The sequence below is a fragment of the Kitasatospora sp. NPDC056651 genome (genome assembly GCF_042792155.1).
In the GTDB taxonomy this organism is placed as follows: domain Bacteria; phylum Actinomycetota; class Actinomycetes; order Streptomycetales; family Streptomycetaceae; genus Kitasatospora.
Genome location: NZ_JBHTWX010000004.1, coordinates 117,467 through 139,246 on the forward strand (window position 1 = coordinate 117,467; position 21,780 = coordinate 139,246).

22 protein-coding genes are annotated in these 21,780 nt (G+C 74.2%); 11 read left to right on the top strand and 11 right to left on the bottom strand.

From position 1 onward, the window contains the following. Window positions 1-88: 88 nt before the first annotated feature. Genes ACFRAR_RS03870 through ACFRAR_RS03885 form a run of 4 tightly spaced genes read left to right on the top strand, consistent with a single transcriptional unit; the run spans window position 89 to window position 3,276 of the window. A complete protein-coding gene (locus ACFRAR_RS03870) occupies window positions 89-385 on the top strand; it encodes a hypothetical protein (protein ID WP_380694434.1) in 297 nt (98 codons plus the stop codon). Further along, window positions 382-1,710, top strand: coding sequence for a putative T7SS-secreted protein (locus ACFRAR_RS03875; RefSeq protein ID WP_380694436.1), 1,329 nt, complete (start codon window positions 382-384; stop codon window positions 1,708-1,710). The genes ACFRAR_RS03870 and ACFRAR_RS03875 overlap by 4 nt, the downstream gene beginning before the upstream one ends. Beyond that, window positions 1,700-2,386 carry a hypothetical protein gene (locus ACFRAR_RS03880; RefSeq protein ID WP_380694438.1) on the top strand — a complete coding sequence of 229 codons (687 nt, stop codon included), beginning with the start codon at window positions 1,700-1,702 and terminating at the stop codon, window positions 2,384-2,386. The genes ACFRAR_RS03875 and ACFRAR_RS03880 overlap by 11 nt, the downstream gene beginning before the upstream one ends. Further along, a complete protein-coding gene (locus ACFRAR_RS03885; RefSeq protein WP_380694440.1) occupies window positions 2,383-3,276 on the top strand; it encodes a hypothetical protein in 894 nt (297 codons plus the stop codon). The genes ACFRAR_RS03880 and ACFRAR_RS03885 overlap by 4 nt, the downstream gene beginning before the upstream one ends. Window positions 3,277-3,340: 64 nt before the next feature. Here ACFRAR_RS03885 and ACFRAR_RS03890 read toward each other — a convergent pair whose 3' ends face one another. The 5 genes from ACFRAR_RS03890 to ACFRAR_RS03910 all read right to left on the bottom strand — a co-directional run bounded on the left by ACFRAR_RS03890 (window position 3,341) and on the right by ACFRAR_RS03910 (window position 7,273). Further along, the gene (locus ACFRAR_RS03890) at window positions 3,341-4,015 is read right to left on the bottom strand and encodes a phosphonatase-like hydrolase (RefSeq protein WP_380694442.1); all 675 of its coding nucleotides are present in this window, start codon (window positions 4,013-4,015) and stop codon (window positions 3,341-3,343) included. Window positions 4,016-4,025: 10 nt separating this feature from the next. Next, entirely contained in the window at window positions 4,026-5,147 is a 1,122-nt protein-coding gene (locus tag ACFRAR_RS03895) for a TIGR03364 family FAD-dependent oxidoreductase (protein WP_380694444.1), read from the bottom strand. Between the two features lie 128 nt (window positions 5,148-5,275). Beyond that, a complete protein-coding gene (locus tag ACFRAR_RS03900) occupies window positions 5,276-5,791 on the bottom strand; it encodes a pyridoxamine 5'-phosphate oxidase family protein (protein ID WP_380694446.1) in 516 nt (171 codons plus the stop codon). Between the two features lie 151 nt (window positions 5,792-5,942). Further along, window positions 5,943-6,605 (bottom strand): phosphatase PAP2 family protein, encoded by a 663-nt coding sequence (locus ACFRAR_RS03905; protein ID WP_380694448.1) that lies wholly within the window; start codon window positions 6,603-6,605, stop codon window positions 5,943-5,945. After that, the gene (locus ACFRAR_RS03910) at window positions 6,605-7,273 is read right to left on the bottom strand and encodes a DedA family protein (protein ID WP_380694450.1); all 669 of its coding nucleotides are present in this window, start codon (window positions 7,271-7,273) and stop codon (window positions 6,605-6,607) included. The genes ACFRAR_RS03905 and ACFRAR_RS03910 overlap by 1 nt, the downstream gene beginning before the upstream one ends. 115 nt (window positions 7,274-7,388) lie before the next feature. Here ACFRAR_RS03910 and ACFRAR_RS03915 point away from each other — a divergent pair, with 115 nt between their 5' ends. From ACFRAR_RS03915 to ACFRAR_RS03925, 3 genes are all read left to right on the top strand, one after another. Then, window positions 7,389-7,829, top strand: a complete 441-nt coding sequence (locus tag ACFRAR_RS03915; RefSeq protein ID WP_380694452.1) for a BlaI/MecI/CopY family transcriptional regulator — start codon at window positions 7,389-7,391, stop codon at window positions 7,827-7,829. Continuing rightward, window positions 7,826-9,028 (top strand): M48 family metalloprotease, encoded by a 1,203-nt coding sequence (locus ACFRAR_RS03920; protein ID WP_380694454.1) that lies wholly within the window; start codon window positions 7,826-7,828, stop codon window positions 9,026-9,028. The genes ACFRAR_RS03915 and ACFRAR_RS03920 overlap by 4 nt, the downstream gene beginning before the upstream one ends. A 244-nt stretch (window positions 9,029-9,272) precedes the next feature. Further along, on the top strand, window positions 9,273-10,709 hold the full coding sequence (locus ACFRAR_RS03925; protein WP_380694456.1) for a GAF domain-containing protein: 1,437 nt from the start codon (window positions 9,273-9,275) through the stop codon (window positions 10,707-10,709). A 39-nt stretch (window positions 10,710-10,748) separates the two neighbouring features. On the opposite strand, the gene ACFRAR_RS03930 is transcribed toward ACFRAR_RS03925, so the two are convergent. Next, window positions 10,749-11,249, bottom strand: a complete 501-nt coding sequence (locus ACFRAR_RS03930) for an SsgA family sporulation/cell division regulator (protein ID WP_380694458.1) — start codon at window positions 11,247-11,249, stop codon at window positions 10,749-10,751. 339 nt (window positions 11,250-11,588) lie between these two features. Here ACFRAR_RS03930 and ACFRAR_RS03935 point away from each other — a divergent pair, with 339 nt between their 5' ends. The 3 genes from ACFRAR_RS03935 (at window position 11,589) to ACFRAR_RS03945 (ending at window position 15,420) form a co-directional block, all read left to right on the top strand. Continuing rightward, entirely contained in the window at window positions 11,589-12,815 is a 1,227-nt protein-coding gene (locus ACFRAR_RS03935; protein WP_380694460.1) for a hypothetical protein, read from the top strand. Window positions 12,816-12,998: 183 nt separating this feature from the next. Continuing rightward, window positions 12,999-14,330: a TerD family protein gene (locus ACFRAR_RS03940; RefSeq protein WP_380694462.1), complete on the top strand. Its 1,332-nt coding sequence runs from the start codon at window positions 12,999-13,001 to the stop codon at window positions 14,328-14,330. A gap of 124 nt (window positions 14,331-14,454) precedes the next feature. Beyond that, window positions 14,455-15,420 carry an SGNH/GDSL hydrolase family protein gene (locus ACFRAR_RS03945; RefSeq protein ID WP_380694464.1) on the top strand — a complete coding sequence of 322 codons (966 nt, stop codon included), beginning with the start codon at window positions 14,455-14,457 and terminating at the stop codon, window positions 15,418-15,420. A gap of 76 nt (window positions 15,421-15,496) precedes the next feature. Here ACFRAR_RS03945 and ACFRAR_RS03950 read toward each other — a convergent pair whose 3' ends face one another. Continuing rightward, entirely contained in the window at window positions 15,497-16,189 is a 693-nt protein-coding gene (locus ACFRAR_RS03950; RefSeq protein ID WP_380694466.1) for an RraA family protein, read from the bottom strand. Between the two features lie 149 nt (window positions 16,190-16,338). Here ACFRAR_RS03950 and ACFRAR_RS03955 point away from each other — a divergent pair, with 149 nt between their 5' ends. After that, complete coding sequence (locus ACFRAR_RS03955; protein WP_380694468.1) at window positions 16,339-16,938, top strand: Uma2 family endonuclease; 600 nt, start codon at window positions 16,339-16,341, stop codon at window positions 16,936-16,938. Between the two features lie 61 nt (window positions 16,939-16,999). Here ACFRAR_RS03955 and ACFRAR_RS03960 read toward each other — a convergent pair whose 3' ends face one another. The 4 genes from ACFRAR_RS03960 to ACFRAR_RS03975 form a co-directional block, all read right to left on the bottom strand. After that, on the bottom strand, window positions 17,000-17,929 hold the full coding sequence (locus ACFRAR_RS03960; protein WP_380694470.1) for a proline dehydrogenase family protein: 930 nt from the start codon (window positions 17,927-17,929) through the stop codon (window positions 17,000-17,002). Between the two features lie 207 nt (window positions 17,930-18,136). Then, on the bottom strand, window positions 18,137-19,765 hold the full coding sequence (pruA, locus tag ACFRAR_RS03965) for an L-glutamate gamma-semialdehyde dehydrogenase (RefSeq protein ID WP_380694472.1): 1,629 nt from the start codon (window positions 19,763-19,765) through the stop codon (window positions 18,137-18,139). Between the two features lie 253 nt (window positions 19,766-20,018). Continuing rightward, a complete protein-coding gene (locus ACFRAR_RS03970; protein WP_380694474.1) occupies window positions 20,019-21,107 on the bottom strand; it encodes an FAD-dependent oxidoreductase in 1,089 nt (362 codons plus the stop codon). Further along, the gene (locus tag ACFRAR_RS03975; protein ID WP_380694476.1) at window positions 21,104-21,700 is read right to left on the bottom strand and encodes a PadR family transcriptional regulator; all 597 of its coding nucleotides are present in this window, start codon (window positions 21,698-21,700) and stop codon (window positions 21,104-21,106) included. The genes ACFRAR_RS03970 and ACFRAR_RS03975 overlap by 4 nt, the downstream gene beginning before the upstream one ends. Between the last annotated feature and the right edge of the window lie 80 nt (window positions 21,701-21,780).

Below are 21,780 nucleotides of genomic sequence, written 5' to 3' on the forward strand. Positions count from 1 at the left end.
GTCCCCGGGCCCCGCCACCGGAGATCACCGGCGCGTCAGCTGGAGCTATGCTCGCCCGGTCCGACAATCGACGCATCGGGGGGCGAAAGTGACCGACTTCAAGGTCAGTACCGAATTCCTCGCCAAGCTGGCGCAGGACCTCAAAGGCTGTGGCGACGAGCTGGAGCAGGGCCTCAAGGCCTTCGAGGCGGCCGGCCACACCGGCACCGGCTACGACTTCCTGGACGATTCCTGCGGGCACTTCAGGGACAAGTGGCAGTTCGGCCTGAAGAAGGTCCGCGAGTGCGTCAAGGCCCTGGACGAGGGCCTGGAACAGGTGCAGAAGAACTACGACGGCACCGAGCAGAGCATCGTCAAGGTCCTCGCCCCGGCGGGGCAGTCGTGAGCACCCCCGCGCCGGCGGCGCCCGACTGGTCCGGGCTCGGTTTCAACCCCACCCCCGGCGACTCCGGCGCCGTCACCACGCTCAGCAACGGCCTGCGCCGGGTGGGCCAGCACCTGAGCAGCGTGCACACCACGCTCTCCCGGATCACCGACAACGAAGGCGAGTGGACGGGCGAGGCGGCCAAGAAGTTCTCCGAGCAGTTCGGCAAACTGCCCGGCTACCTCCAGGACGCCTCCGAGTCGATCACCGCCGCCTACACGGCACTCGACGTCTGGTACAAGGCGCTGACCGAACACCAGCCCAAGGCCGCCGAGTTGGCCGCCTCCGCGGTCACCGCCAAGAAGAAGCGGGACGAGGCCGGCCGGGCGCACGGCGCCGCCGCCGCCAACCCCGACCTCCAACTGGCCGGCCGCTACTACCCCGACGACGCGAGCCTGGCCGCCGCCGAGAAGCGCTACACCGCCGCGAAGACCCACCTGGACTCGGCCGCCGAACTGCTCAACAGCGCCACGACCGAGCTGGACGGCCTCCGGAAGCAGGCCCACGAGCTCGCCGGGACCCACCAGTCGGACGCCAGGAAGACGGCCGAGGCCGTCCGCAAGGCCGCCGACAGCAAGGCCCCGCCGGAGCCGGGCATGCTCAGCAAGGTCGGCGACTGGTTCAAGAACCACGGCGCCGACCTGCTGACCGTGGCGGCCGGCATCTGCGGTGTCGCGGCGATCTTCTTCCCGGCGTTCGCGCTGCCGGCGATCCTCTTCAGCGCCGCCGCCGCGGTCACCCACGGGGTCCAGTACGGCCTTCAGGGAAAGCTGTGGCCTCCGCAGGACAACCTGAGCAGCTACCTGACGCTGGGTGGCGACATCCTCGGCGCGATCCCCGGTGTGGGCGTCGCGGCCAAGGGTGTGACCGCCGCCCGGGAGGCGGTCGCCGCCGGTGAGGGCGTGCGCGGCGTGGTCGCCGCCGGATCCACCGAGGTCCGTGCCGCCTCCCGGGCGATCGACCCGGCCAACCCGCTCTTCACCAAGGGGATCGAGAAACCAGCCATGTACCTCGGCGTCTCCAAGTCCGCCGCGATGGACATCGCCGACGGCGTCCAGGCGGCCACCACCGTCGGGCTCAACGCCCCGACCGCGTACGCGCTCACCCAGGACAACCCCAGCGACAACCTCTCCGGCGCCGTCAACTACACCACGGGCGGCAACAACCTCATCGGCTCGGCCGGAATGATGGCCGGCGGCGGCAAGGCCAACCTCATCGTCGGTTCCGTGTCCGCCATCGGCAACCTGGCCGGCATGGGCGGATGGATGGCCGGCTATGGCCGTTGAGACCACCGGGGCCGCCGCCCCGCCGCTCTGGCTCGACCTCCCGGCCGGCTTCACCGCCATCGACCTGGACGAGGACCTCGGCGACCGGATGGCCCGCACGGCCGAACAGCTCGACGCGCTCTTCCCCGACACCGGGGCCGAGCAGAAGCTCGCCGCCGTGATCGCCTCCGAGACCGCGCTCCAGGCCCAGCTGCGCGAGGGCGCCGTCCACCTGTCCAGCTGCCTGGTCCGGGCCGAGGACGGCCAGCCGATCCACGGCATGTTCGCCGTCTTCCTCCGCCCGCAGGACCTCGGCGACCCGGGCAGCTACCCCGCCCGGGTCGCCGCCGAACTGGCCGAGGCCTGGCCGGACGCCGACGTCGGCGTGGTGGATCTGCCGCTCGGCCGTGCCGCCCTGGCCGCCCGCGAACTGACCGTCACCACGCCCGGCGTCGTCTGGGGCGTCGCCGAGCCGACCGTCGGCACGGTGCGCCAGCTCGAACTGCTGGTCCCGCACCCGTGGAGCCCCTACGTGGTCGCGGCCGTCTTCACCACCGAGGACGTCGACCACTGGGACGAGTGGCTGCCGCTGGTCGCCACCGCCTACCGGGGCATCTCCCTCCACCCGCCCCGGGACGAGAGCCGCGACGCGCTGCCGCCCGAGCAGTGGGACAAGGTCCGGAAGGCCTTCGGGTGACCGGCACCGACCCCGCCCGGCCGAGGACGGAGCCCCGCCGGGGCTCCGTCCCGCTGACGGCCGCCCTCGCGCTCGCCGCCCCGCTGTCGATCGTCGGCCTCACCGCCGCCTACGGCTCGTACGGCTGGCCCGCCGGCCTCGGCGTCCTGGTGGTCGCCACCGCCGCCCTGTCGGCGGGCCTCGGCCGCCTGGCCGGCGGCTGGCGCGGCTGCCTCGCGGTCCTGATCGTCCCGTTCCTCCTGGTCGTCACGGCGTCGGCGACCAAGAACGTCCGCGACGACCTCGTGCTGGATTCCGGTTCCACGGTGACCGCTCGTGTCACGGACAAGGAACGCCCCGCCGGATCGCGCGACCGGTCCTGGGACTACGCCCTGGCGGCCCCCGACGGCACCCCCGTCCCCGGCGGTCGCCTCAACCGGCGCGGGCCGGAGCTGCGGATCGGCGAGGAGGTCACCGTCCGCTACGCCCCCGACGGCACCGCCCGCCCGAAGCCCCCCGAGCGGATCGACCTGGGCACCGACCTCTTCTGGGCCGGCACCGTACTGCTCGGCGCCGTCCTCGCGGTGGTCGCCATCGGTGTGTCCGCCCGGCCCGCCGGCCCCCTGCGTGAGCGCCTCACCGCCCTCGCCGAGGCGACTCGCACCCGCGCCACCGGCCTCGGCGCCGGCCGCACCGCCCTCGTGTGGGGCGCCCTGTCCGCCGGCTGGCTCGCGCTCTTCCTGCTCGCCCGGCACACCGTCGGCGGCCCGCTCACCTCGGCCCTCTGCCTCCTCTACCTGCTCGCTCTCCTCACCTGCGCCTGGCCCGTCCTCGAGAAGCCCACCGCCAGGCCCGCCGCCGCCCTCCTGAGCACCGGCACCGCCTTCCTCCTCCTGGCGCTGTTCCTCTGAGCGTCCGCGGGAACGCGTCCGGGGCGGGCACCGTAGTACGGTGCCCGCCCCAGGTGTGTTCCGGTCAGCCCAGCAGCGCGGGCAGTCCGGCGATCGAGCCGAGCACGTGGGTGGCGCCGTCGGCGCGCAGCCGGGCCTCGTCGTGGGCGCCGGTGAGGACGCCCGCGACCACGGAGGCGCCGGCCCGGGTGCCGGTCAGCATGTCGTAGCCGGTGTCCCCGGCGACGGCGACCTGACGGACCGAGTCGGTGCCGGTGCGCAGCAGCGCGGTGAGCACCAGGTCGGGGTACGGGCGGCCGCGGCCGGCTTCGGCGGGGCAGAGGGTGAGGTCGGCGATCGACCGCCAGCCGAGGGCGTCCAGGATGCGGTCCTGGGTGGCCCGGGAGAATCCGGTGGTGAGGACGATCTTGCGGCCCCGGCCGCGCAGTTCGGCGATGGCCTCCTCGGCGCCGGGCAGGGCGGCGCAGTGGCCGGCGTCGACCAGGTCGTGGTAGGCGGCCTCGAAGGCGGTGTTGGCCTGCTGGGCCTTCTCCTCCTCGCCGAACAGGTGGCGGAAGACGGAGATCTTGGACTCGCCCATGGTGGCCCGGACGTGGGCCAGCATCGGGTCGAACTCCGGGCTGCCGGCCTCGACGCCGAGCTTCGCGGCGGCGGCGGTGAAGGCCTGCTCGACCAGGCCGTCGTCGGCCACGGTGGTGCCGGCCATGTCGAGCACGACCAGGCGGATGTCGGTAGTCACGGGAGGTTCCTTACAGGTTGGCGAGGTCGGCGGTGGTCTCGGCGATGGCGGGCGAGCAGGTCATGCCCCGGCCGCCCGGGCCGGTGACCAGCCAGACGCCGTCGCGCACGCGCTCCCGGTGGACGACCCGGGTGGAGTCGAGGCACTGCGCGTACACCCCGGCCCAGCGGCGGCGGATCCGGGGCAGCGGGCGGCCGAGCAGGTCCTCGACGACGCCCACCAGGTGGTCGTACGGGTCCTCGACGACGTCGAAGCCGAACGGCTGGTCGTACTCGTGGGTGTCGCCGATGGTCAGGCCGCCGTCGCGCCGCTGGACCATCAGCAGCTGCATCTTGTGCTCGGCGGCGACCGGCGGCTGCGGCTGGGTCTCGCGCAGCCGGTCCAGGGCGGTGCCGGCGAAGGCGGGGTAGTAGCGGAAGCTGTCGCCGTCGGCGACGGAGGTGGTCAGCGTCTCGCCGAGCGGGTCGGTCTGCATCATCTGGAGCCGCACCCGGCGCACCGGCAGCTCGGGGGCGAGTTCGCGGACCAGTCCACCGAGCCAGGCGCCGGTGCACAGGACCACCAGGTCGCCGGTGTGGACGTCGCCGTGGTCGTCGCGGACGGCGTTCTCGCCGACCACCTCGCGCACCTCGCGCCCGGGCAGGAAGGTGTACCGGCCGGTGGACTCCAGGTACCGGCGCAGCGCGGGCTGGGCGGTGCGGGGCTCGACGGCCGCGTCGCGCTCGCACCAGAGGGAGCCGAGCAGCTCGCCGCGCAGGGCCGGGTTGGCGGCGCGGGTCTCGTCCGGGTCGAGCAGTTTGTAGCCGCGGGCGGCGGCGTCGGGCAGGGTCAGGGCCTGCTCGGCGACGGCGAGTTCGACTTCGGTGCGGATCGCGGTGAGCGATCCGTTGGCCCGGAAGCCGAGGTCGGGGACGCGGGCGCCGATGGACTCCCACAGTTCGCGGGCCCGCAGCGCGGTGTCCAGTTCCTCGCCCTGCGCCCGGCCGCTGACCCAGACCAGGCCGAAGTTGCGCACCGAGGCACCGCGCGCCTCGGTCTCGCGCTCCAGGTGGACGACCTCGTGGCCGCGCTCGACTGCCTGCCAGGCGTGCATGGTGCCCAGCACGCCCGCTCCTACGACGATGACTCTCATGCGTCCAGGCTGGAGCGCCCGGGTGTCCGAGGGGCGTCGCGGTGCCGTCCCGTAGATGAACCACCCGGGAAGTTGTACAGACAACCCATCCGGTTCAGGAGCGCGGCCGGGAGCGCGGCCGGAAGCGCTCAGGAGCGCAGCACCCGCGCCCGCAGGTAGTTGCGCCGCCCGAAGTTCGGCTCGTCCACCGCCGTCAGCTCCTCCACCTGGAAGCGGTACAGCGCCGCCGCCCCGCCCCCGGTGAGGAACTGCCGCCGGGCCTCCTCGTCCCGCGCGAAGACCGGGTACCGCCCCTGGTACGCGGCCAGCGCCGCCTCGGCCTGCCGCCCCCAGGCCTCGCTCGCGCTGCCGGTCAGCTGCAGGCCGCGCAGCTGCTCGCCGAAGGCCGGCGGCGGCAGGAAGACGGTGGCGGCGGCCCGGGCCTCCTCGGCCAGGTGGTGGCTGTGCCGGGTGGAGCGCTCGCTGACGAAGTAGAGGACGAGGTCGTCGTCGTACGCGAAGAAGGCCAGGTTGGCGTGCGGGCCGTGCTCGTGGCCGGCGGTGGCGAGGGTGAGCACCATGGCTTCCGCCAGCAGTCCCTCGACGCCCTTGTGCAGCAAGTCGCCCGGCCAGTCCCCCTGCGTGATGTCGAGTCGGTACGGCATTCGGCACTCCCTCCGCTGGCACGCCCGGCGCCCTCGCGCCCCGAGCACGACTGAGCCGGGCGGGCGCCTCCCTCGGGAGGCCCCACGCCCGGCTCACATGCTCCACCCGCCGTCCGAAACCGGACAAGGGGCGGCCGCCCGGAAATCCTTGCTACCGCGCCCGGTGCGACGCGTACCCGCGGGTCACCACCGGCAGCGAGCCGGGGCCCAGCAGCGGGCGCAGCGCGCTCGACCGCATCCGGTCCACCAGCGGCCCGCAGCGCGCGACCAGCGGCGCCAGCACCAGCGCGACCAGGATGCCGACCAGCGCGCCGACCGCCACGTCGTGCGGGTAGTGCACGCCGACCCAGACCCGGGAGGCGGCCATCAGCGCCGCGAAGACGGTGGCGACGGCGCCGAGCCGCCGGCTGACGAACCAGAGCGAGATCGCCGCGGCGAAGGCGATCACCGAGTGGTTGCTCGGGAAGGACCAGTCCCCGGTGCCCGGGCAGGTCTCCAGCGAGACGCTACCGGGGATCTGGGCGCACGGCCGGAGTTCCTCGACCGCGCCCTTGAACACCGAGTTGACGGCGTAGGCGACGACCACGATCACCGGCGAGGCCAGCACCTTGGCCATCGTCACCGAGTCCGCGCCGCGCGCCCGCCACCAGGCGTAGAGCATGAAGACCGCGAACAGGCCGAGGCCGAGCGCCGACCAGACCTTGATCAGCTCGTCCAGCCAGTGCGGGGCCGACTGCGCCCAGCCGTTGACCCGGGTGTACAGGCTGCCGTCGATGCCGCTGCCGTCGTACACGGCGAGCGCCCGGGAGGGCATCACACGTCACCTCCGTGACGCCGCGCCTTACGGGCGCGGAACAGTTCGAGAACAATGGGGAGCACGGAGACAAGTACTACCAGACCGATGATCGGCAGCAGGTACTGGTCGATGCCCGGGACGGACGAGCCGAGCCCGTACCCGGCGAGCACCACGCCGACCGTCCAGACCGCGCCGCCGGCCACCTGCCAGAGGGTGAACGAACGGACCGGCACGTCCAGTACGCCGCAGAGCGGATTCAGCACCGTTCGGACCACCGGGATGAACCGGGCGAGCACGATCGCCTTGCCGTGGCCGTACTTGGCCAGCAGCTCCTCGGCCCGCGCGACGCCCTCCAGCAGGCTCCTGCGGCTGCTCCGGCGCAGCAGCGCCCGGCCGCCGCGCCGGCCGATGAGGTAGCCGACCTGGGCCCCGACCAGCGCGCCGGCCAGGGCGGCGGGCAGCACCTGCCACAGCTCCAGCTGCGGGCCCTTGGTGGCGCCGGGCACGCAGAGCAGTCCGGCGGTGAACAACAGCGAGTCGCCGGGCAGGAAGAAGCCCACCAGCAGGCCGGTCTCGGCGAACAGCACCACGGCGATGCCGAGCGCGCCGAACGCGGCGAGCAGCGAGGACGCGTCCAGCGGGTTCACCGCGAGGTGAACGGCCGGATCGGCGAGGAACTGGAACAAGGCCTACGGACCTCCCGTACGTTGGAGGGCGGTTCGCATCGAAACCCGCCCGGACCGTCTACAGTTGCGTAGACGGTCTACATGACTGTAGACGAAACTTGGAGGAAGCGCCGCCATGCCCGACGTACCGTCCGCCCGCCGGCCCGCCGGGGAGCTGGAGGCCGAGGTACTGGCCGCCCTCTGGTCGGCCCGGCAGCCGATGACTCCGCAGGACGTCCAGGCCGCGCTCGGCGGGGACCTCGCCCGCACCACCATCGCGACGATCCTGGCCCGGCTGTTCGACAAGGGGACGGTCGAACGCACCCGGGCCGGCCGCGCCTACGCCTACACCCCGACCGTCCAGGACACCGCCGGGCTCGCCGCCCGCCGGATGCACACCGAGCTCGGCCGCGAGGCCGACCGCTCCACCGTGCTGGCCCGCTTCGTCTCCGACCTCTCCGCCGAGGACGAGCAACTGCTGCGCGACCTGCTCGGCGACGGCATCCCGGGGGCGGACCTGCCGGGGACGGACCTGCCCGGGGCGGGACCGGGCCTGCCGGGAGCGGCCGGCCGATGATGCTCGCCGTCTGGGTCCCCCTGCTGCTGCCCTTCCTGGCCGCCCCGCTGGCCCGCCGCCTCGCCGAGGCGCTGGCGCCCCGGGCCGCCTCCTGGATGCTGGCCGGCACCGCCGCCGTCCTGGCCGGCGGCACCCTCTGCTCGCTCGGCCTGCTGGCCGCCGACGGCCTGCTCCAGCTCCCCCCGGTCGCCGCCCTCGGCCACCTCTCGCTGCCCTGGCTCACCGCGGCCGCGCCCGCCGCCCCGTTCGCGGCCGCCCTGGCCGCCCTGGCGCTCCTCGCGCTCGGCGCGCTCGCGGTGCGCACCGCCCGCCGGCGCACGCGCGAGCTGCGCACCGCCCGGGCCGCGCTCCCGGCCTCGCTCCCGGTCTGCGACCACCGCGCGGAGCCCGCGGACGCCCACGCCCCGGACCACGCCGGGGCCCACGCCCCGGACCACGCCGGGGCCCACGCCGGAGACCGCCATGCGGACCGGACCGGTGCCCGCCGGGTCGGCCGCGTCCTCTCCCCCGCCCAGCATCCGGACGTGCGCCCCCCGCACGCCTCCGTGCGCCGGACGCGCACCACGGACCGGCTGGCCGCCCTGCTGGGCCCCGTCGACCACCCCCTCACCGTCGTGGACGACGAGCGCGCCGACGCCTTCGCCCTGCCCGGCCGGCTGGGCCGCCCCGGCCGACCGGGCGAGCCCGGCCGGATCGTGGTCACCTCCGGCATGCTGCGCGCCCTCGGCGGCCCCGAGCGCGCCGCGCTGCTCGCCCACGAACGGGCCCACCTGACCGCCCGCCACCACCTGTTCCTCGCCCTCGCCGAGCACGCCGCCGACATCCACCCGGCCCTCCGCCCGCTGCGCGCGCCGCTCGGCTACCACCTGGAACGCTGGGCCGACGAGGTCGCGGCGGCCCGGGTCGGCGACCGCGCCGTGACCGCCCGCGCGGTCGGCCGGGCCGCCCTGGCCGCGAGCCGCGCCCCCTGGCCGACCCGCCCCCGAACGGTCGCCGCCGCCCACTCCGGCCCGGTCCCGCGCCGGGTAGCCGCCCTGCTCCAGCCCCGCCCGGCCGCCGCCCCCGGCACCTGGCTGCGGGCCGCCGCCGTGGCCCTGGCCGCCTGCCTGGCGCTCAGCACCGGCGCCACCCTGGAGGCCACCGCCGACCTGCACCACACGGTGGAGGCCGCCCAGCAGGGACCCGACGCCCAACGCTGACCCGCCCGCCCCACACCGGTCGCGCCGGGCCGGCGCGACCGGCCGGGACACCCTCCCCCGGTTGCCGGCTCCCCTCCCCCGGCCGCCCGCCGACGGACACCCCGCCCCGGGCCCCGGCCCGCATTCCATACCGTCCGGTATGCCGACTTGCCCGACCCCATCCCCAGCGGCGCATCACACCCGTACGCTTTCGTCAGCGCGTCGGCCCCGGCGCGTCCTCGAACGGCGGCGAGGAGCGGTGCGAGTGCGGCAGACCGGACGGCAGTCCCGACGGCCGGAGCGCCGCGCCCCGTTGAGCGCCGCGGAACTGGCCAAGGTCCACGACCGCACCCTGGCCGACGCCGCCGCCCGCGAACTGGCCGCTCCCGCCCTCGGCGAGGAGGACGGCGGGGACGGCCCGCTCGCCCCCCGCCCCGAGATCGGCGACTCCTGGGCCCGGCTGCGCCGCCTGGGCCTCGACCCCGACACCGGCGCCACCGCAGCCCTGCTGGGCCCCGGCGAAATAGAACAGCGCCGCCGCGCCAGCGGTCTCGACGCCGTCCTCCCGGTGCTCCGCGAGACCCTGCTGGAGGCCGGCGGCGCGCCCCCGCTGCTGCTGGCCGTCGCCGACGCCGAGGGCCACGTGCTCTGGCAGGACGGCGAGCGCGGCCTGCGCCGCAGCGCCGACCGGATCGGCTTCATCACCGGCGCCCGCTGGATCGAGGAGAGCGTCGGCACCAACGGCATAGCGGTCGCGCTGCGCGCCCGGCGCCCGATGCACGTCCACTCCGCCGAGCACTACCTGCGCAGCCACCACTCCTGGACCTGCGTGGCCGCCCCGATCCGCGATCCCGGCACCGGCCGGCTGGTCGGCGCCATCAACCTGAGCGGCCCGGCGCACAACATCCGCCCGTACCTGCTCCAGCTCACCGCCACCGCCGCCCGGCTCGCGGAGGCCGAGCTGCGCGCCCACCGGTTGGAGGCGCTGCACCAGCTGCGCGCCCTGGCCGCCCCGCTGCTGGCCCGGGTCGGCGGCCCGGCCCTGGTCGTGGACGCGGCCGGCTGGACGGCCGCCGCGGCCGGGCTGCCGCCGCCCAGCCGGGTGCGGGTGCCCAGCGAGGGCTGGACCCCGGCCGCCGTGCACTGGGTGCCCGGACTCGGCGAGTGCGCGCTGGAACCGCTGGCCGACGGCTGGCTGGTGCGCCCGGTCCGCGCGCCGGTGGAGGACGGCTCCGGCAGGGTGACCGCCGAACAGGCCGAGGGGGCCCGGCTCCGGCTCGACCTGCGCCGCCCGGACCGCCCCGAGCTGTCCGTCCGGGGCGCCGCCGACAGCTGGTCGCACCCGCTCAGCCCGCGCCACGCCGAACTGCTGCTGCTGCTCGCCACCGGCCGCGAGGGCAGCACCGCCGCCCAGCTCGCCGAGGCGCTGTTCGGGGACGCGGGACGGACGGTGACGGTCCGCGCCGAGCTGTCCCGGCTGCGCCGCTACCTGGGCGGGCTGCTGGCCCACCGGCCGTACCGGATCGCCGAGTCGGTGCTGGTCACCGTGGACGGCCCGGACGACCCGTACGACCTGCTGCCCGCCTCCTCGGCCCCGGCCGTCCGGCGACTGCGGGCCGAGCTCGCCGCGGGGACGGCCCGGCTGCCCGGCTCACCGCCCCGCCCGCCGCTCGGCGCGAACGGGGAACGGGAGCGCCGCTGACGCCCGGTGCCCGTACCCGGCCGCCCCGCCGTCGCGGTGTCAGCCGCTCGCGAGCAGCGCGGCCAGCTCGGCGTCGGTGGGTCCGCAGCGGCGCTCCCGCTCCTCGGATACCAGCGCGTACGTGCGGTCCAGCCAGGCCTGCACCCGGGGCCTGGAGGCCTCCAGCAGTGCGCTGCCGTGCGGGGACTCGAGCGCCAGGTGCAGCGTCGAGCCGTGGCACGGGCAGTAGGCCGGCCACAGCTTGACGTCGCCGTGGCCGCTCAGCGCGCACAGGCCGTCGCGCAGTAGCTCCCGCGAGAACACCCAGTCGGCCTCGTCCGGCCGCCCCAGGTGGAAGGTCAGCAGCACCTCGTACGGGCGCGCGGCGTCGAACCGGAACCGGGTGCGCACATCGCCGACCACCTCCTCGCCCAGCGAGATGCGCAGCGTCAGCACCTCCTCCACCGCCGCCGGAGCGGCGGTGGAGCCGTCCCCATCGCCGCCCGTGGGGGTGGCGGCGAGGGGTGCACTGGAGGCTGCTGACAGCGGGTCGGGCGGCATGACGGTCTCTCCGGGACGGCGTGGGATGCCCTCAGCCTGCGTCACCGCCGTCCGGCCGGGCAAGGGTTGCAAGGAGGTTGCAATAATCCCCCGCCGGGGCTGCCGCCCCTTACCAGGCTTGTCAGACTGAACGTCAACTTCCGTACGTCGAAGGGGTGTCCACGAAGTGGATGGCAGTTGACCACGATGCGGTCACCCGCTGGTACGCTCTCTCCCTCCCCCGCGCGGGCCCGCGGCGGAACGGCCCTCGACCACCCCCGACGGCCGGAGCGGGGCCCGGCGACGGCGCGTGGGAGAATACGGCGACGCGACGGCGGCTTCGGGGAGGAGGGGGGTCCGGTGGCTGTGCGCGAGGACACCGCGCGGGACGTGCGGCACGAGCCCGCACCACACGGTCGACACGGTCGTCCGCGACCGTTCGGCGGCTGGTTCCGGCTGCCCACCGTGCGCTTCTCCGGCGCCGCCATGGCGATGTCCACCGTGGTCGGCATCAGCATCGCCACCACCCTGCTGCTCAACGAGCAGCAGGGGATCGGCCGGCAGGACGGTGTCGCCCGGGTCGGCACCACCCCGCCGCCCACACCGGGCGCCGGCGACCAGGCCGAGGCGGCCTCGGCGCAGACCCCGGCCGGCGGCGCCTCGCCGTCCGGCCACCCCCACCCCGCCGCGGGTCACTCCTCGACCAGCCCGTCCGCCCACCCCTCGGTCGCCGCGACGGTCGCGGCCACCCCGCCCGCGCCCCGCACCGCGGCCCCGGCCGCTCCCCTGACCGGCGGCCAGGCCTCGGCCGGACAGGACGCACCGCCCTCCGGCACCCTGCTGGCCGGCACCGAGTCGGACGGCCGGGCGCCGAGCGGCCCCTCGCCCTCCCCCTCCGGTCCGGCCCCGACCGGCCCCTCCTTCGCCACCCCGACGCCGCACCCGCCCGGCGCGCGGCCCGCCAGGCCCGGCCACCCGGCGCCGCCGCCCTCCGCGCCCGCCCCGGACAGCGCCGACAGCGCGGGCGCCTCCGACCCGGACTCCCTCCCGGGGCCCTCGGGCTCGTACTCCTGGACCGGCCCGGAGGACTCCCCGACCGGCCCGACCGATCCCTCGGCCGCCCCGGACTCCGACCGCACGCTCTCCGGCACCGCCGCGGCCTCCCCGCTCGGCCGGGCCGGCCTGCGGCACCGGCTCACCCTCGACGTGACCGAACGGGTCACCGCGTTCCAGGCCGAATTCCGGCTCGCCCCGGCCGAGTTGGCCCCGGGCACCGGCACCGTCTGGACCGACCTGCCGGGCGTCGTGGTGACCGTCCAACAGGAGCGCGGCACCCTCGTCTACCGCTTCACCACCCCGCCCGGCGCCGACGTCCGGCCCGGCCACTACACCTTCGCCGTCCGCGGCGCCCGTCCGGCCGCCGAGCCGTCCCCCGGGGTGCGCAAGGGGGCCCCGGCGGAGAGCTGGAGCGTCTCCGCCTTCGCCCTCGACCACCCCCGGGCGGTCGCCGCGCTCGGCGCCTTCGGCCACGCACCGGCGTCGCCCGCCGCCACGGCGGCCCCGTCAGCCACGGCCGCGGCGCGCTGACCGGCCGACGGCCGTTCGTCGGGCCGTTCCTCACCGCCGTTCGTCACGGTCATCCGACGATCCGACAGTCGACCGTCCGGACGGGCGCATCGCCGTACCCCCGTTCGTTACTGTGGGCAGCACCCGGCCCGGAGCCCCCGACGGGCCCGGCCGGGCCGCCGTTCCGCACCCGAGGAGGAGTCCGTGTCCACCGTCCTGACCCAAGGCGGCAACGCACCACTGACCGCCGCGCGAGTGACCGTCGAGGTCAGCGCGCCCAAGGCGCTGGACGTCTCCGGCCTGCTGCTGACCGACGCCGGCAAGGTCCGCTCGGACGACGACTTCGTCTTCTTCAACGCCCCGAACGGCCCCGGGGTCAGCCACCACCCGGCCACCGCCGGCACCCCCGACGCGATCACCGTCGACACCCGGGCCGTCCCGGCCGGCATCAGCAAGATCGTGGTCACCGCGAGCCCCGCCGACCAGGTCTCCACCTTCGCCGGGACGGAGCCCACCGCCACCGTCCGCGACGCCGACACCGGCGAGGTCCTGGTCACCTTCACCCCGCCCCGGCTGGGCCTGGAGACCGCGCTGATCGTGGTCGAGGTCTACCTGCGCGGCGGCGCCTGGAAGGTGCGCGCGGTCGGCCAGGGCTACGCCAACGGCCTCGCGGGCATCGCCACCGACTTCGGCGTCACCGTCGACGACTCCCCGGCCACCGCGACCCCGGTCGCCGCCCCGGCCCCGGTCGCCGCGCCGACTCCGGCGGCCCCGACCCTCCAGCTCCCGACCCCGCCGAGCGCCCCGCCCGCTCCGACCGTCGCCCCGGTCGCTCCCGCGGTCGACCCGCGGATCGCCCTCGCCACCGGCCAGACCACCATCCCGGCCATGCCCGCGGCTCCCCCGGCACCCACCGCGCCACCCGCCCCGGCCGCCCCGGCCGCCCCGGCCGCCCCGGCCAAGGTCACCCTGGACAAGGGCCGGGTCAACCTGGTCAAGGGCAGCTCGGTCTCCTTGATCAAGAACGGCCGCCCGTTCCTCTCCTCGGTCCGGATGGCCCTCGGCTGGAAGTCCGCCGCCCGCGGCCGCGACATCGACCTGGACGCCTCCTGCCTCGCCTTCGACGCCGGCCACAAGCGGCTGGAGACGGCCTGGTTCATGAAGCTGAACATCTTCAACGGTGCGATCTCCCACTCCGGCGACAACCTGGTCGGCGGCGAGGGCGGCGACGACGAGGTGATCACCGTCCACCTGGAGGGTCTGCCGGCCGAGGTCCACGGGCTGGTCTTCGTGGTGAACTCCTTCTCCGGCCAGAAGTTCACCGAGGTGCGCGACGCCTACTGCCGACTGCTGGACGCCCGGACGGAGGAGGAGCTGGTCCGCTTCGACCTCACCAACTCCCAGCCGTACACCGGTGTGGTGATGTGCAAGCTGGTCCGCCGCCCGGGCGGCGAGTGGGAGATGACGGCACTCGGCGAGTACGTGGAAGGCAAGACCGCGCGGGCGATGATCGAGCCCGCCGCCGCGATGCTGTAGCCCACGACGTCACCTTCACGCATCACAGGTTCACCCTCCTGAGGCATCAAGTCGTCCACACCGCGACTCGATTGACTCTCAGGGGGGTGAATCGCACTCTCCCCCGCACCCGAGGAGGAGAGCCGTGCCACGCTTCCTGTCCCGCCTCGCCATCGCCGGCACCGCCGCCGCGCTCGCCGCCGGGCTGATCACTCCGACCACCGCCCAGGCCGCCGCCCGGCCGGGCCCCCGCGCCGGCGCACTGCGCTGGGCGGCCCTCGGCGACTCCTACACCGCCGGCATCATCGAGGCCACCGGCGACGAGACCGCGCCGCTCGACGGCTGCGCCCGGACCGTCGGGTCGTATCCCGAGATCATCCGCCGCGACCTCGGCCCCCTGGTCGATCTGAACAACGCCAGTTGCAGCGGCGCCACCACCGAGAACGTGTACGCGACCAAGCTGTCCCCGCTCGGCCGCCCGCTCCCCCCGTTCGGCACCGATCCGAACGCCCCCTACCCGCCCGTCCCGCCGCAGATCGACGCCGTCAGCCCGGACGCGGACCTCGTCACCGTCGGGATCGGCGGCAACGACCTCGGTTTCGGCGGGATCCTCAAGGACTGCATCGAGCTCGGCGCGACGCACCTCGGCCAGGGCACGCCCTGCAAGGACAAGTACGACGCGGGCCTGCCCGACCGGATGCGCCAACTGAACGGCGACTACGCCACCATGCTCGACGCGCTGCACGCCAAGGCCCGGTCCGCCCGGGTGATCACCGTCGGCTACCCGCACCTCATCCCCGAGAGCGCGGACCTCTGCCAGTTCGGGAACCTCCTCCAGTTCGGCACCTTCACCACCGGCGACCTCGTCTGGGCCCGCACGGCCGTCCTGGAACCGCTCAACGGGATCATCGCCGCCCAGACCGCCCGCCACCAGGACACCTTCGTCGACCTCTACCCCTCCACCGCCGGCCACAGCGTCTGCGACACCGACCACTGGCTGGACGGCGTGCTGACCAGCCTCATCCCCCTCGAGTACGCCGTGGTGCACCCCAACGCCGCCGGCCAGGCGCACACCGCCGCCCTGGTCGAGGACGCCGTCCTCGGTGGCTGACCGCGGCCGGCGTCGGCTGCCCGGTCGACGGATACGTCGGACTGCACGTCATGTACCGCGCACTGTCAGCGGGTTACTACTCCTCGATCGCCCCGCCGACCCGCCGCAGGTGCTGCCGGAAGGTGTACGACGGGTCGGCGGCGCGGCGCTCCAGGTACTCGTCGAAGGCGGTCTGCCGGCGCAGCGTGTCCCCGGAGGCGATCCGCCCGGCCTGGGCGCGCTCGGTGCGGGCGATCGCGCCGGCCGCCTCCAGCACCTCCGCGAGCCGGTCGGCGGGGACGAACAGCACCCCGTCCGCGTCGGCGAACACCACGTCCCCGGCGCCCACCGGGTGCGGCCCGAACTTCACCGACAGCGGCGCCTCCGGCTCCCGGTCGTCCAGTCGCACCGGGCCGAGCGGCAGCGCACCGTAGCTGAACACCGGCAGCCCGATCTCCACCAGCTCCGGGGTGTCCCGGTGCAGCCCCCACACCACGATCCCGGCCACCCCGGCGGCCCGCGCCTCCAGCACCGCGAGGTCCCCCACGCAGGCCTCGTCGGTCCGCCCGCCGTTGTCGATCACCAGCACGTCCCCGTCCCGGGCCTCGGCGTAGGCCTCCAGGAACACGTCCACGCTCCCGTAGTGCCGCACCGGCAGCACCCGCCCCGCCACCCGGGCCCCGGCCACCACCGCCCGCGCCCCCACCGGCGCCACCCGCACCGCCACTCCGAGCCGCACGCACGCATCCGCCACCAACGGCGTGGACAGCTCCGCGAAGGCCTTCAGCATCCCCAACTCCTCCACTCGAAAAGCCAGTTCACCAGCAGGAAGATCCTAGGGCCGACCTCAAACTCACACCATCGAGTGAAACTCCGCCGTATGCGGCAGAGCCGGGCCCACCCGTGACTAGCGTGACGTCCACCTGAACGAGGGGCATCATGAGTGCTGTGGCGCATGAGCAACCGATCACGGGCTCCCCATCGCAGGCCGACATCCTGCTGGAGAGCTTCCTGAGCCTGCACTCCCCCGAAGGCTTCCGGGCCGAGCTCATCGAGGGAGAGATCATCGTGGCACCACCGCCGGACGGCAGGCACGAATGCTACTTCGACCTGCTGATCGACGAGGTGAAAGCCAAGTCCGCGATCCGCATGCAGGGTTCCGGCAACAAGGGGCTGCGGTTGGCCAGAGGCGGCCTCTGCCCCAAGAACTACGTCATCCCGGACCTGACCTTCGCTCCCCGGGAGCTCGACCTGTTCTGGGACGCCCCGCCCTGGATGGACCCGGACGGGGTCGCGATGGTCGCCGAGATCACCTCCAGCAAGCCCGACCAGGACCGCATCGCCAAGCGCCACTGCTACGCGCGTCCCGGCATCCCGCTCTACCTCCTCGTCGACCGCGAGAAATCGCAGGTCAGCCTCTTCAGCAGGCCGCACCGTGAGGAGTACACCGAGGTCCACCTGGCGGCCTTCGGCGAGCCGCTCGCCCTCCCCGCGCCCTTCGATTTCGAGCTGGACACCAAGTTCTTCGCCCGTTCCTAGGCACGCAGGACGGCCCGCACCCCCCGTCAGGGGTGCGGGCCGTAGCCTTGCGGGCGCCTGGTCAGCCGCGGGTGGCCATGGCGCGCAGGAAGAAGGTCAGGTTGGCCGGGCGCTCGGCGAGACGGCGCATGAAGTAGCCGTACCACTCCTGGCCGTACGGGAGGTACACGCGCATCGTGTTGCCCTCGCCGGCGAGGCGCAGCTGCTCCTCCGGGCGGATGCCGAACAGCATCTGGTACTCGAAGGAGTCCCGCTTGCGGCCGTTCCACTGGGCCAGCTGGCCGGCGATCTTGATCATGTTGGGGTCGTGCGAGGCGATCATCGGGTAGCCCTCGCCCGCCATCAGGACCTTCAGGGCCCGGACGTACGCGAGGTCGACCTGGTGCTTGCCCTGGAAGGCGACCGACTCGGGCTCCTTGTAGGCGCCCTTGCACAGGCGCACCCGCGAACCGGGGCCGGAGAAGTCGCGGCAGTCGGCCTCGGTGCGGCGCAGGTAGGCCTGGAGCACGACGCCCACCCACGGGAAGTCCTCGCGCAGATCCCGCGCGATGGAGAGGGTGGAGTCGGTGGTGGTGTGGTCCTCCATGTCGAGGGTCACCGTGGTGCCCGCGTCGGCGGCGAACTCGCAGATGCGGCGGGCGTTCTCCAGCGCGATCTTCTCGCCGTCCACCGGGAGGAACTGGCCGACGGCCGACAGCTTGACCGAGACCTCGGCGCCGGCCGCGAGGCCGGTCTCCTTGAGGGCCTTGAGCAGGTGCTCGTAGGCCTCGGCGGTGCCGGCGGCCTGGGCGGCGTCCTGGGTGTCCTCGCCGAGGTGGTCCAGGGTGACCTTGCGACCGGTGGCGATCAGGTCGTCGGTGGCGGTGACGGCGTCGTCGAGGACGTCACCGGCGACGAAGCGCTCGACTATCGCGTGGGTCGGCGGGAACTTCTCGACCACGGTGCGGACCTGCGGGGACCGGGACGCCGCGAGAAGGGCGGAACGGAGCATCGTGACTCCTGGAGCTGGTGTTTCCAAGGATGGCAGAGGGGCCGGGGCGGCGGAATCCGGGGTGCCGCGCGCAGCGCGTCCCGGGAAGGGCGGCGGCGGGCGACAACTGGGAGGGTCCGCCGCCCCGGCGGGCGGCGCCCGGCTGCGGGACCGGGCGTCGCGGGTGACCGGTGGCTACTGGACGAGCCGGCTGGTCACAGGGGCTGGTCAGCCCATGTGGGGGTAGCGGTAGTCCGTCGGCGGGACGAAGGTCTCCTTGACCGAGCGGGTCGAGGTCCAGCGCGCCAGGTTCTGCTTGGCGCCGGCCTTGTCGTTGGTGCCCGAGGCCCGGCCGCCACCGAAGGGCTGCTGGCCGACGACGGCGCCGGTCGGCTTGTCGTTGATGTAGAAGTTGCCGGCGGCGAAGCGCAGCTTGTGCATCGCGTCCTGGGCCGCGGCGCGGTCCTGGGAGATGATCGAGCCGGTCAGGCCGTAGGGCGACACCGACTCCATCTGGGCCAGCATCTCCTCGTACTTCTCGTCCTCGTAGACGTACACGGCGAGGATCGGGCCGAAGTACTCGTCCTTGAAGTACTCGCTCGCCGGGTCCTGGCAGACCAGGACGGTCGGGCGGACGAAGTAGCCCACCGAGTCGTCGTAGGTGCCGCCGGCCAGGACCTCGACGGAGTCGTCGGCCTGGGCCCGGTCGATGGCGGCCTTGTTCTTGGCGAAGGAGCGCTCGTCGATGACGGCCGACATGAAGTTGGACAGGTCGGTGACGTCGCCCATGGTGAGGCCCTCGACCTCGGCGGCGAACTCGTCCTTGAGGCCGGCCCAGATCGACGCCGGGACGTAGGCGCGGGACAGCGCCGAGCACTTCTGGCCCTGGAACTCGAAGGCGCCGCGGGTCATCGCGGTCTTCAGGACCTTCGGGTCGGCGGACGGGTGGGCGACCAGGAAGTCCTTGCCGCCGGTCTCGCCGACGATCCGCGGGTAGGTGCGGTAGCCGGAGATGTTGTTGCCGACCTCGCGCCACAGGTGCTGGAAGGTGGCGGTGGAGCCGGTGAAGTGGATGCCGGCCAGCGCCGGGTGCTTGAGCGCGACCTCGGAGACGGCCAGGCCGTCGCCGGTCACCATGTTGATGACGCCCTTGGGCAGGCCGGCCTCCTCCAGCAGCTGCATCAGCAGGTGCGCGGAGAACTGCTGGGTCGGGGACGGCTTCCACAGCACCACGTTGCCCATCAGCGCGGGCGCGGTCGGCAGGTTGCCGGCGATCGCGGTGAAGTTGAACGGGGTGATCGCGTAGACGAAGCCCTCCAGCGGGCGGTGGTCGCTGCGGTTCCACACGCCGTCCGAGGAGATCGGCTGCTCGGCCATGATCTGGCGGGCGAAGTGCACGTTGAAGCGCAGGAAGTCGACCAGCTCGCAGGGGGTGTCGATCTCGGCCTGCTGGGCGGTCTTGGACTGGCCGAGCATGGTGGCGGCGGCCAGGGTCTCGCGCCAGGGGCCGGCCAGCAGGTCGGCGGCCTTGAGGAAGATCGCGGCGCGGGAGTCGAAGGAGAGCGCCTGCCAGGCCGGGGCCGCGGCCAGGGCAGTGTCGATGGCGTCCTGCGCGTCGGCCTGGGTGGCGTTGCGCAGGGTGCCGAGCCGAGCCGCGTGGTTGTGCGGCTGGACGACGTGGATCTCGGTGCCGGCGCCCATCCGGCGCTCACCGTTGATCGTCATGGTCAGCTGGACCGGCTCCTGGCCGCCCAGCTCCTTCAGCTTGGCCTCCAGACGAGCCCGTTCCGGGCTGCCGGGGGCGTAGCTGCGGACCGGCTCGTTCACCGGCGCGGGGACCTGGGTCACAGCGTCCATAGAGCGCACGCTCTCCTTCGTTCAATGCGGGGGGATTGCCGGCGCGGGTCGCGCGCCGGCCACAGCACGAACGCTATTCCTGGCCACCGGGCCACTTGATTGGCCGGGCGGCTAAATTCCCCCGTACGGCGTTGTCCGGCCCGACGAACAGGGTCACGCCCCGGTCACGAACCGGCTCCTCCCGCCCCGTCCTTCACACCACCCCGCACCACCCCGCGCCTCCGGGCTCACGCCCCCGGCCCCCGCCGGCGGCTCACGCTCCGGCGCCCGCCTTCTGGTCGTTCACCACCGCCGCCCGGGCCGCGACCGCCTCCACCACCGGCCGCCGGGCCGTCTCGTACGCCGCCAGGGCGCTCGCCGCGTCGGGCTGCCCGGCGAGGCGGCGGGCCAGTTCGACGGCGCTCTCGACGGCCAGCGAGACCCCCTGTCCGGAGCTGTTGGACGGGGCGTGCACCGAATCGCCGACCAGCACCATCCGGTCCCGGTACCAGTGCGGCACGGAGGGCATGATCTCCAGCCGGGGGAAGACCTCGACGCTCGCCTCGTCCGCGGCGGCCAGGACCTCCCGGGCGGGCAGGTCCTCGGCGTGCCGCTCGCGGGCCAGCGCCAGCCAGTCCTCCCGCGTCACCGCCCGGGCCTGCTCCGCGGTCAGCTGCTCCGGTTGCGGGATGTTGCTGAACCAGGTGGTCCCGGCGCCGCCCGGCAGCGCCCAGTACCCGAAGAACGCCCGGGCCCCCTGCGCGAAGTGGATGGACCGGCCGGCGCCGCGCGGGCCCTCCAGCCGGTGCGCGCTGTACCCGCCGACCCCGATCAGGCCGGTGTACCGCGGCCCCGGCGCGGCCGGGTCGATCAGTCCGCGGACCACCGAGCGGGTGCCGTCGGCGCCGATCAGCAGGTCCCCGTCCGCGGCGGTGCCGTCGGCGAACCGGGCGGTGACGCCGGTCGCACGTTCCTCGACGCCGGCCAGCCGCTTGCCGTACCGGACCGGGATGCCCTCCTCCTCCAGCCGCCGCTGGAGCACGGCGTACAGCTCGGCCCGGCGCATCACCCGGCCGGACGCCTCGGGGAACTCGGCGAGGACACCGTTCCCGCCGTCCTCGACGATCATCCGGTCGATCGCCTGCCCGATCGCGGCGACGTCCGTTTCCAGGCCGACGTCGGCGAGGGCCGCGAGCCCGTTGGACGCGATCATGAAGGTTCCGCCGACGCCCTCGGCGGAACTCCCGTAGGCCTCGTACACGACCGCCTCGATGCCGGCCCGGTGCAGCGCCAGCGCGGTCACCGGTCCGGCGATGCCGCCGCCGATGACCAGGGCCTTCCCGATGGTGCGGGTCACGCTCATTCCAGCCTCCTCAGGTATTCGTCCAGGGTCCGGCCGAACTCCGGCTCCCCCAGCTGTCCGATGAGGTTCTCGGTGTAGCGCCGCTCGGCCCGCAGCAGCGCGAGGGCGTAGTCCTCCTCGATGACGAACATCGGGTGGAGGTCCATCGCGCCGGCCTGGTGCAGCGCGGCGCGCGAGGCGTCGATCCTCGCGTCCAGCGCCTCCAGCCGGCGGGCGAGCAGGTCCACCGACTCGCGGACCGGCAGGGCCGCCAGCAGGCTCAGGGCCACCCCGAACACCGGGTACTCGTGCTGGGGTTCGGCGACCAGCTCGCGCATCCAGTCGTCGAGTTCCGCCCGCCCCTCCGCGGTGAGGGCGTAGACGGTGCGCTCCGGGCGCTGGGTGTCGCGGACGGTCTCCCGCTCGGCGACGAACCCGGCCTTCCGCAGCTGCTCCACGACCATGTAGAGCGAGCTCCGGTTGTACTTGATGTTGCGGTCCTTGCCCTGCTCCTTGAGCCGGCGCCCCATCTCGTACGGGTGCATCGGCTCGATCGTGAGCTCGGCCAGGACCGCGAGGGCCAGCGGGTTCGACACCTTGCGTCGCTTCGCCATGAGAACGTTCCTCATCGGTTGGTCGGGATTGACTATCCAGTCTCGGATAGTCGAAATCAACTATTCAGAGCTGACGAACC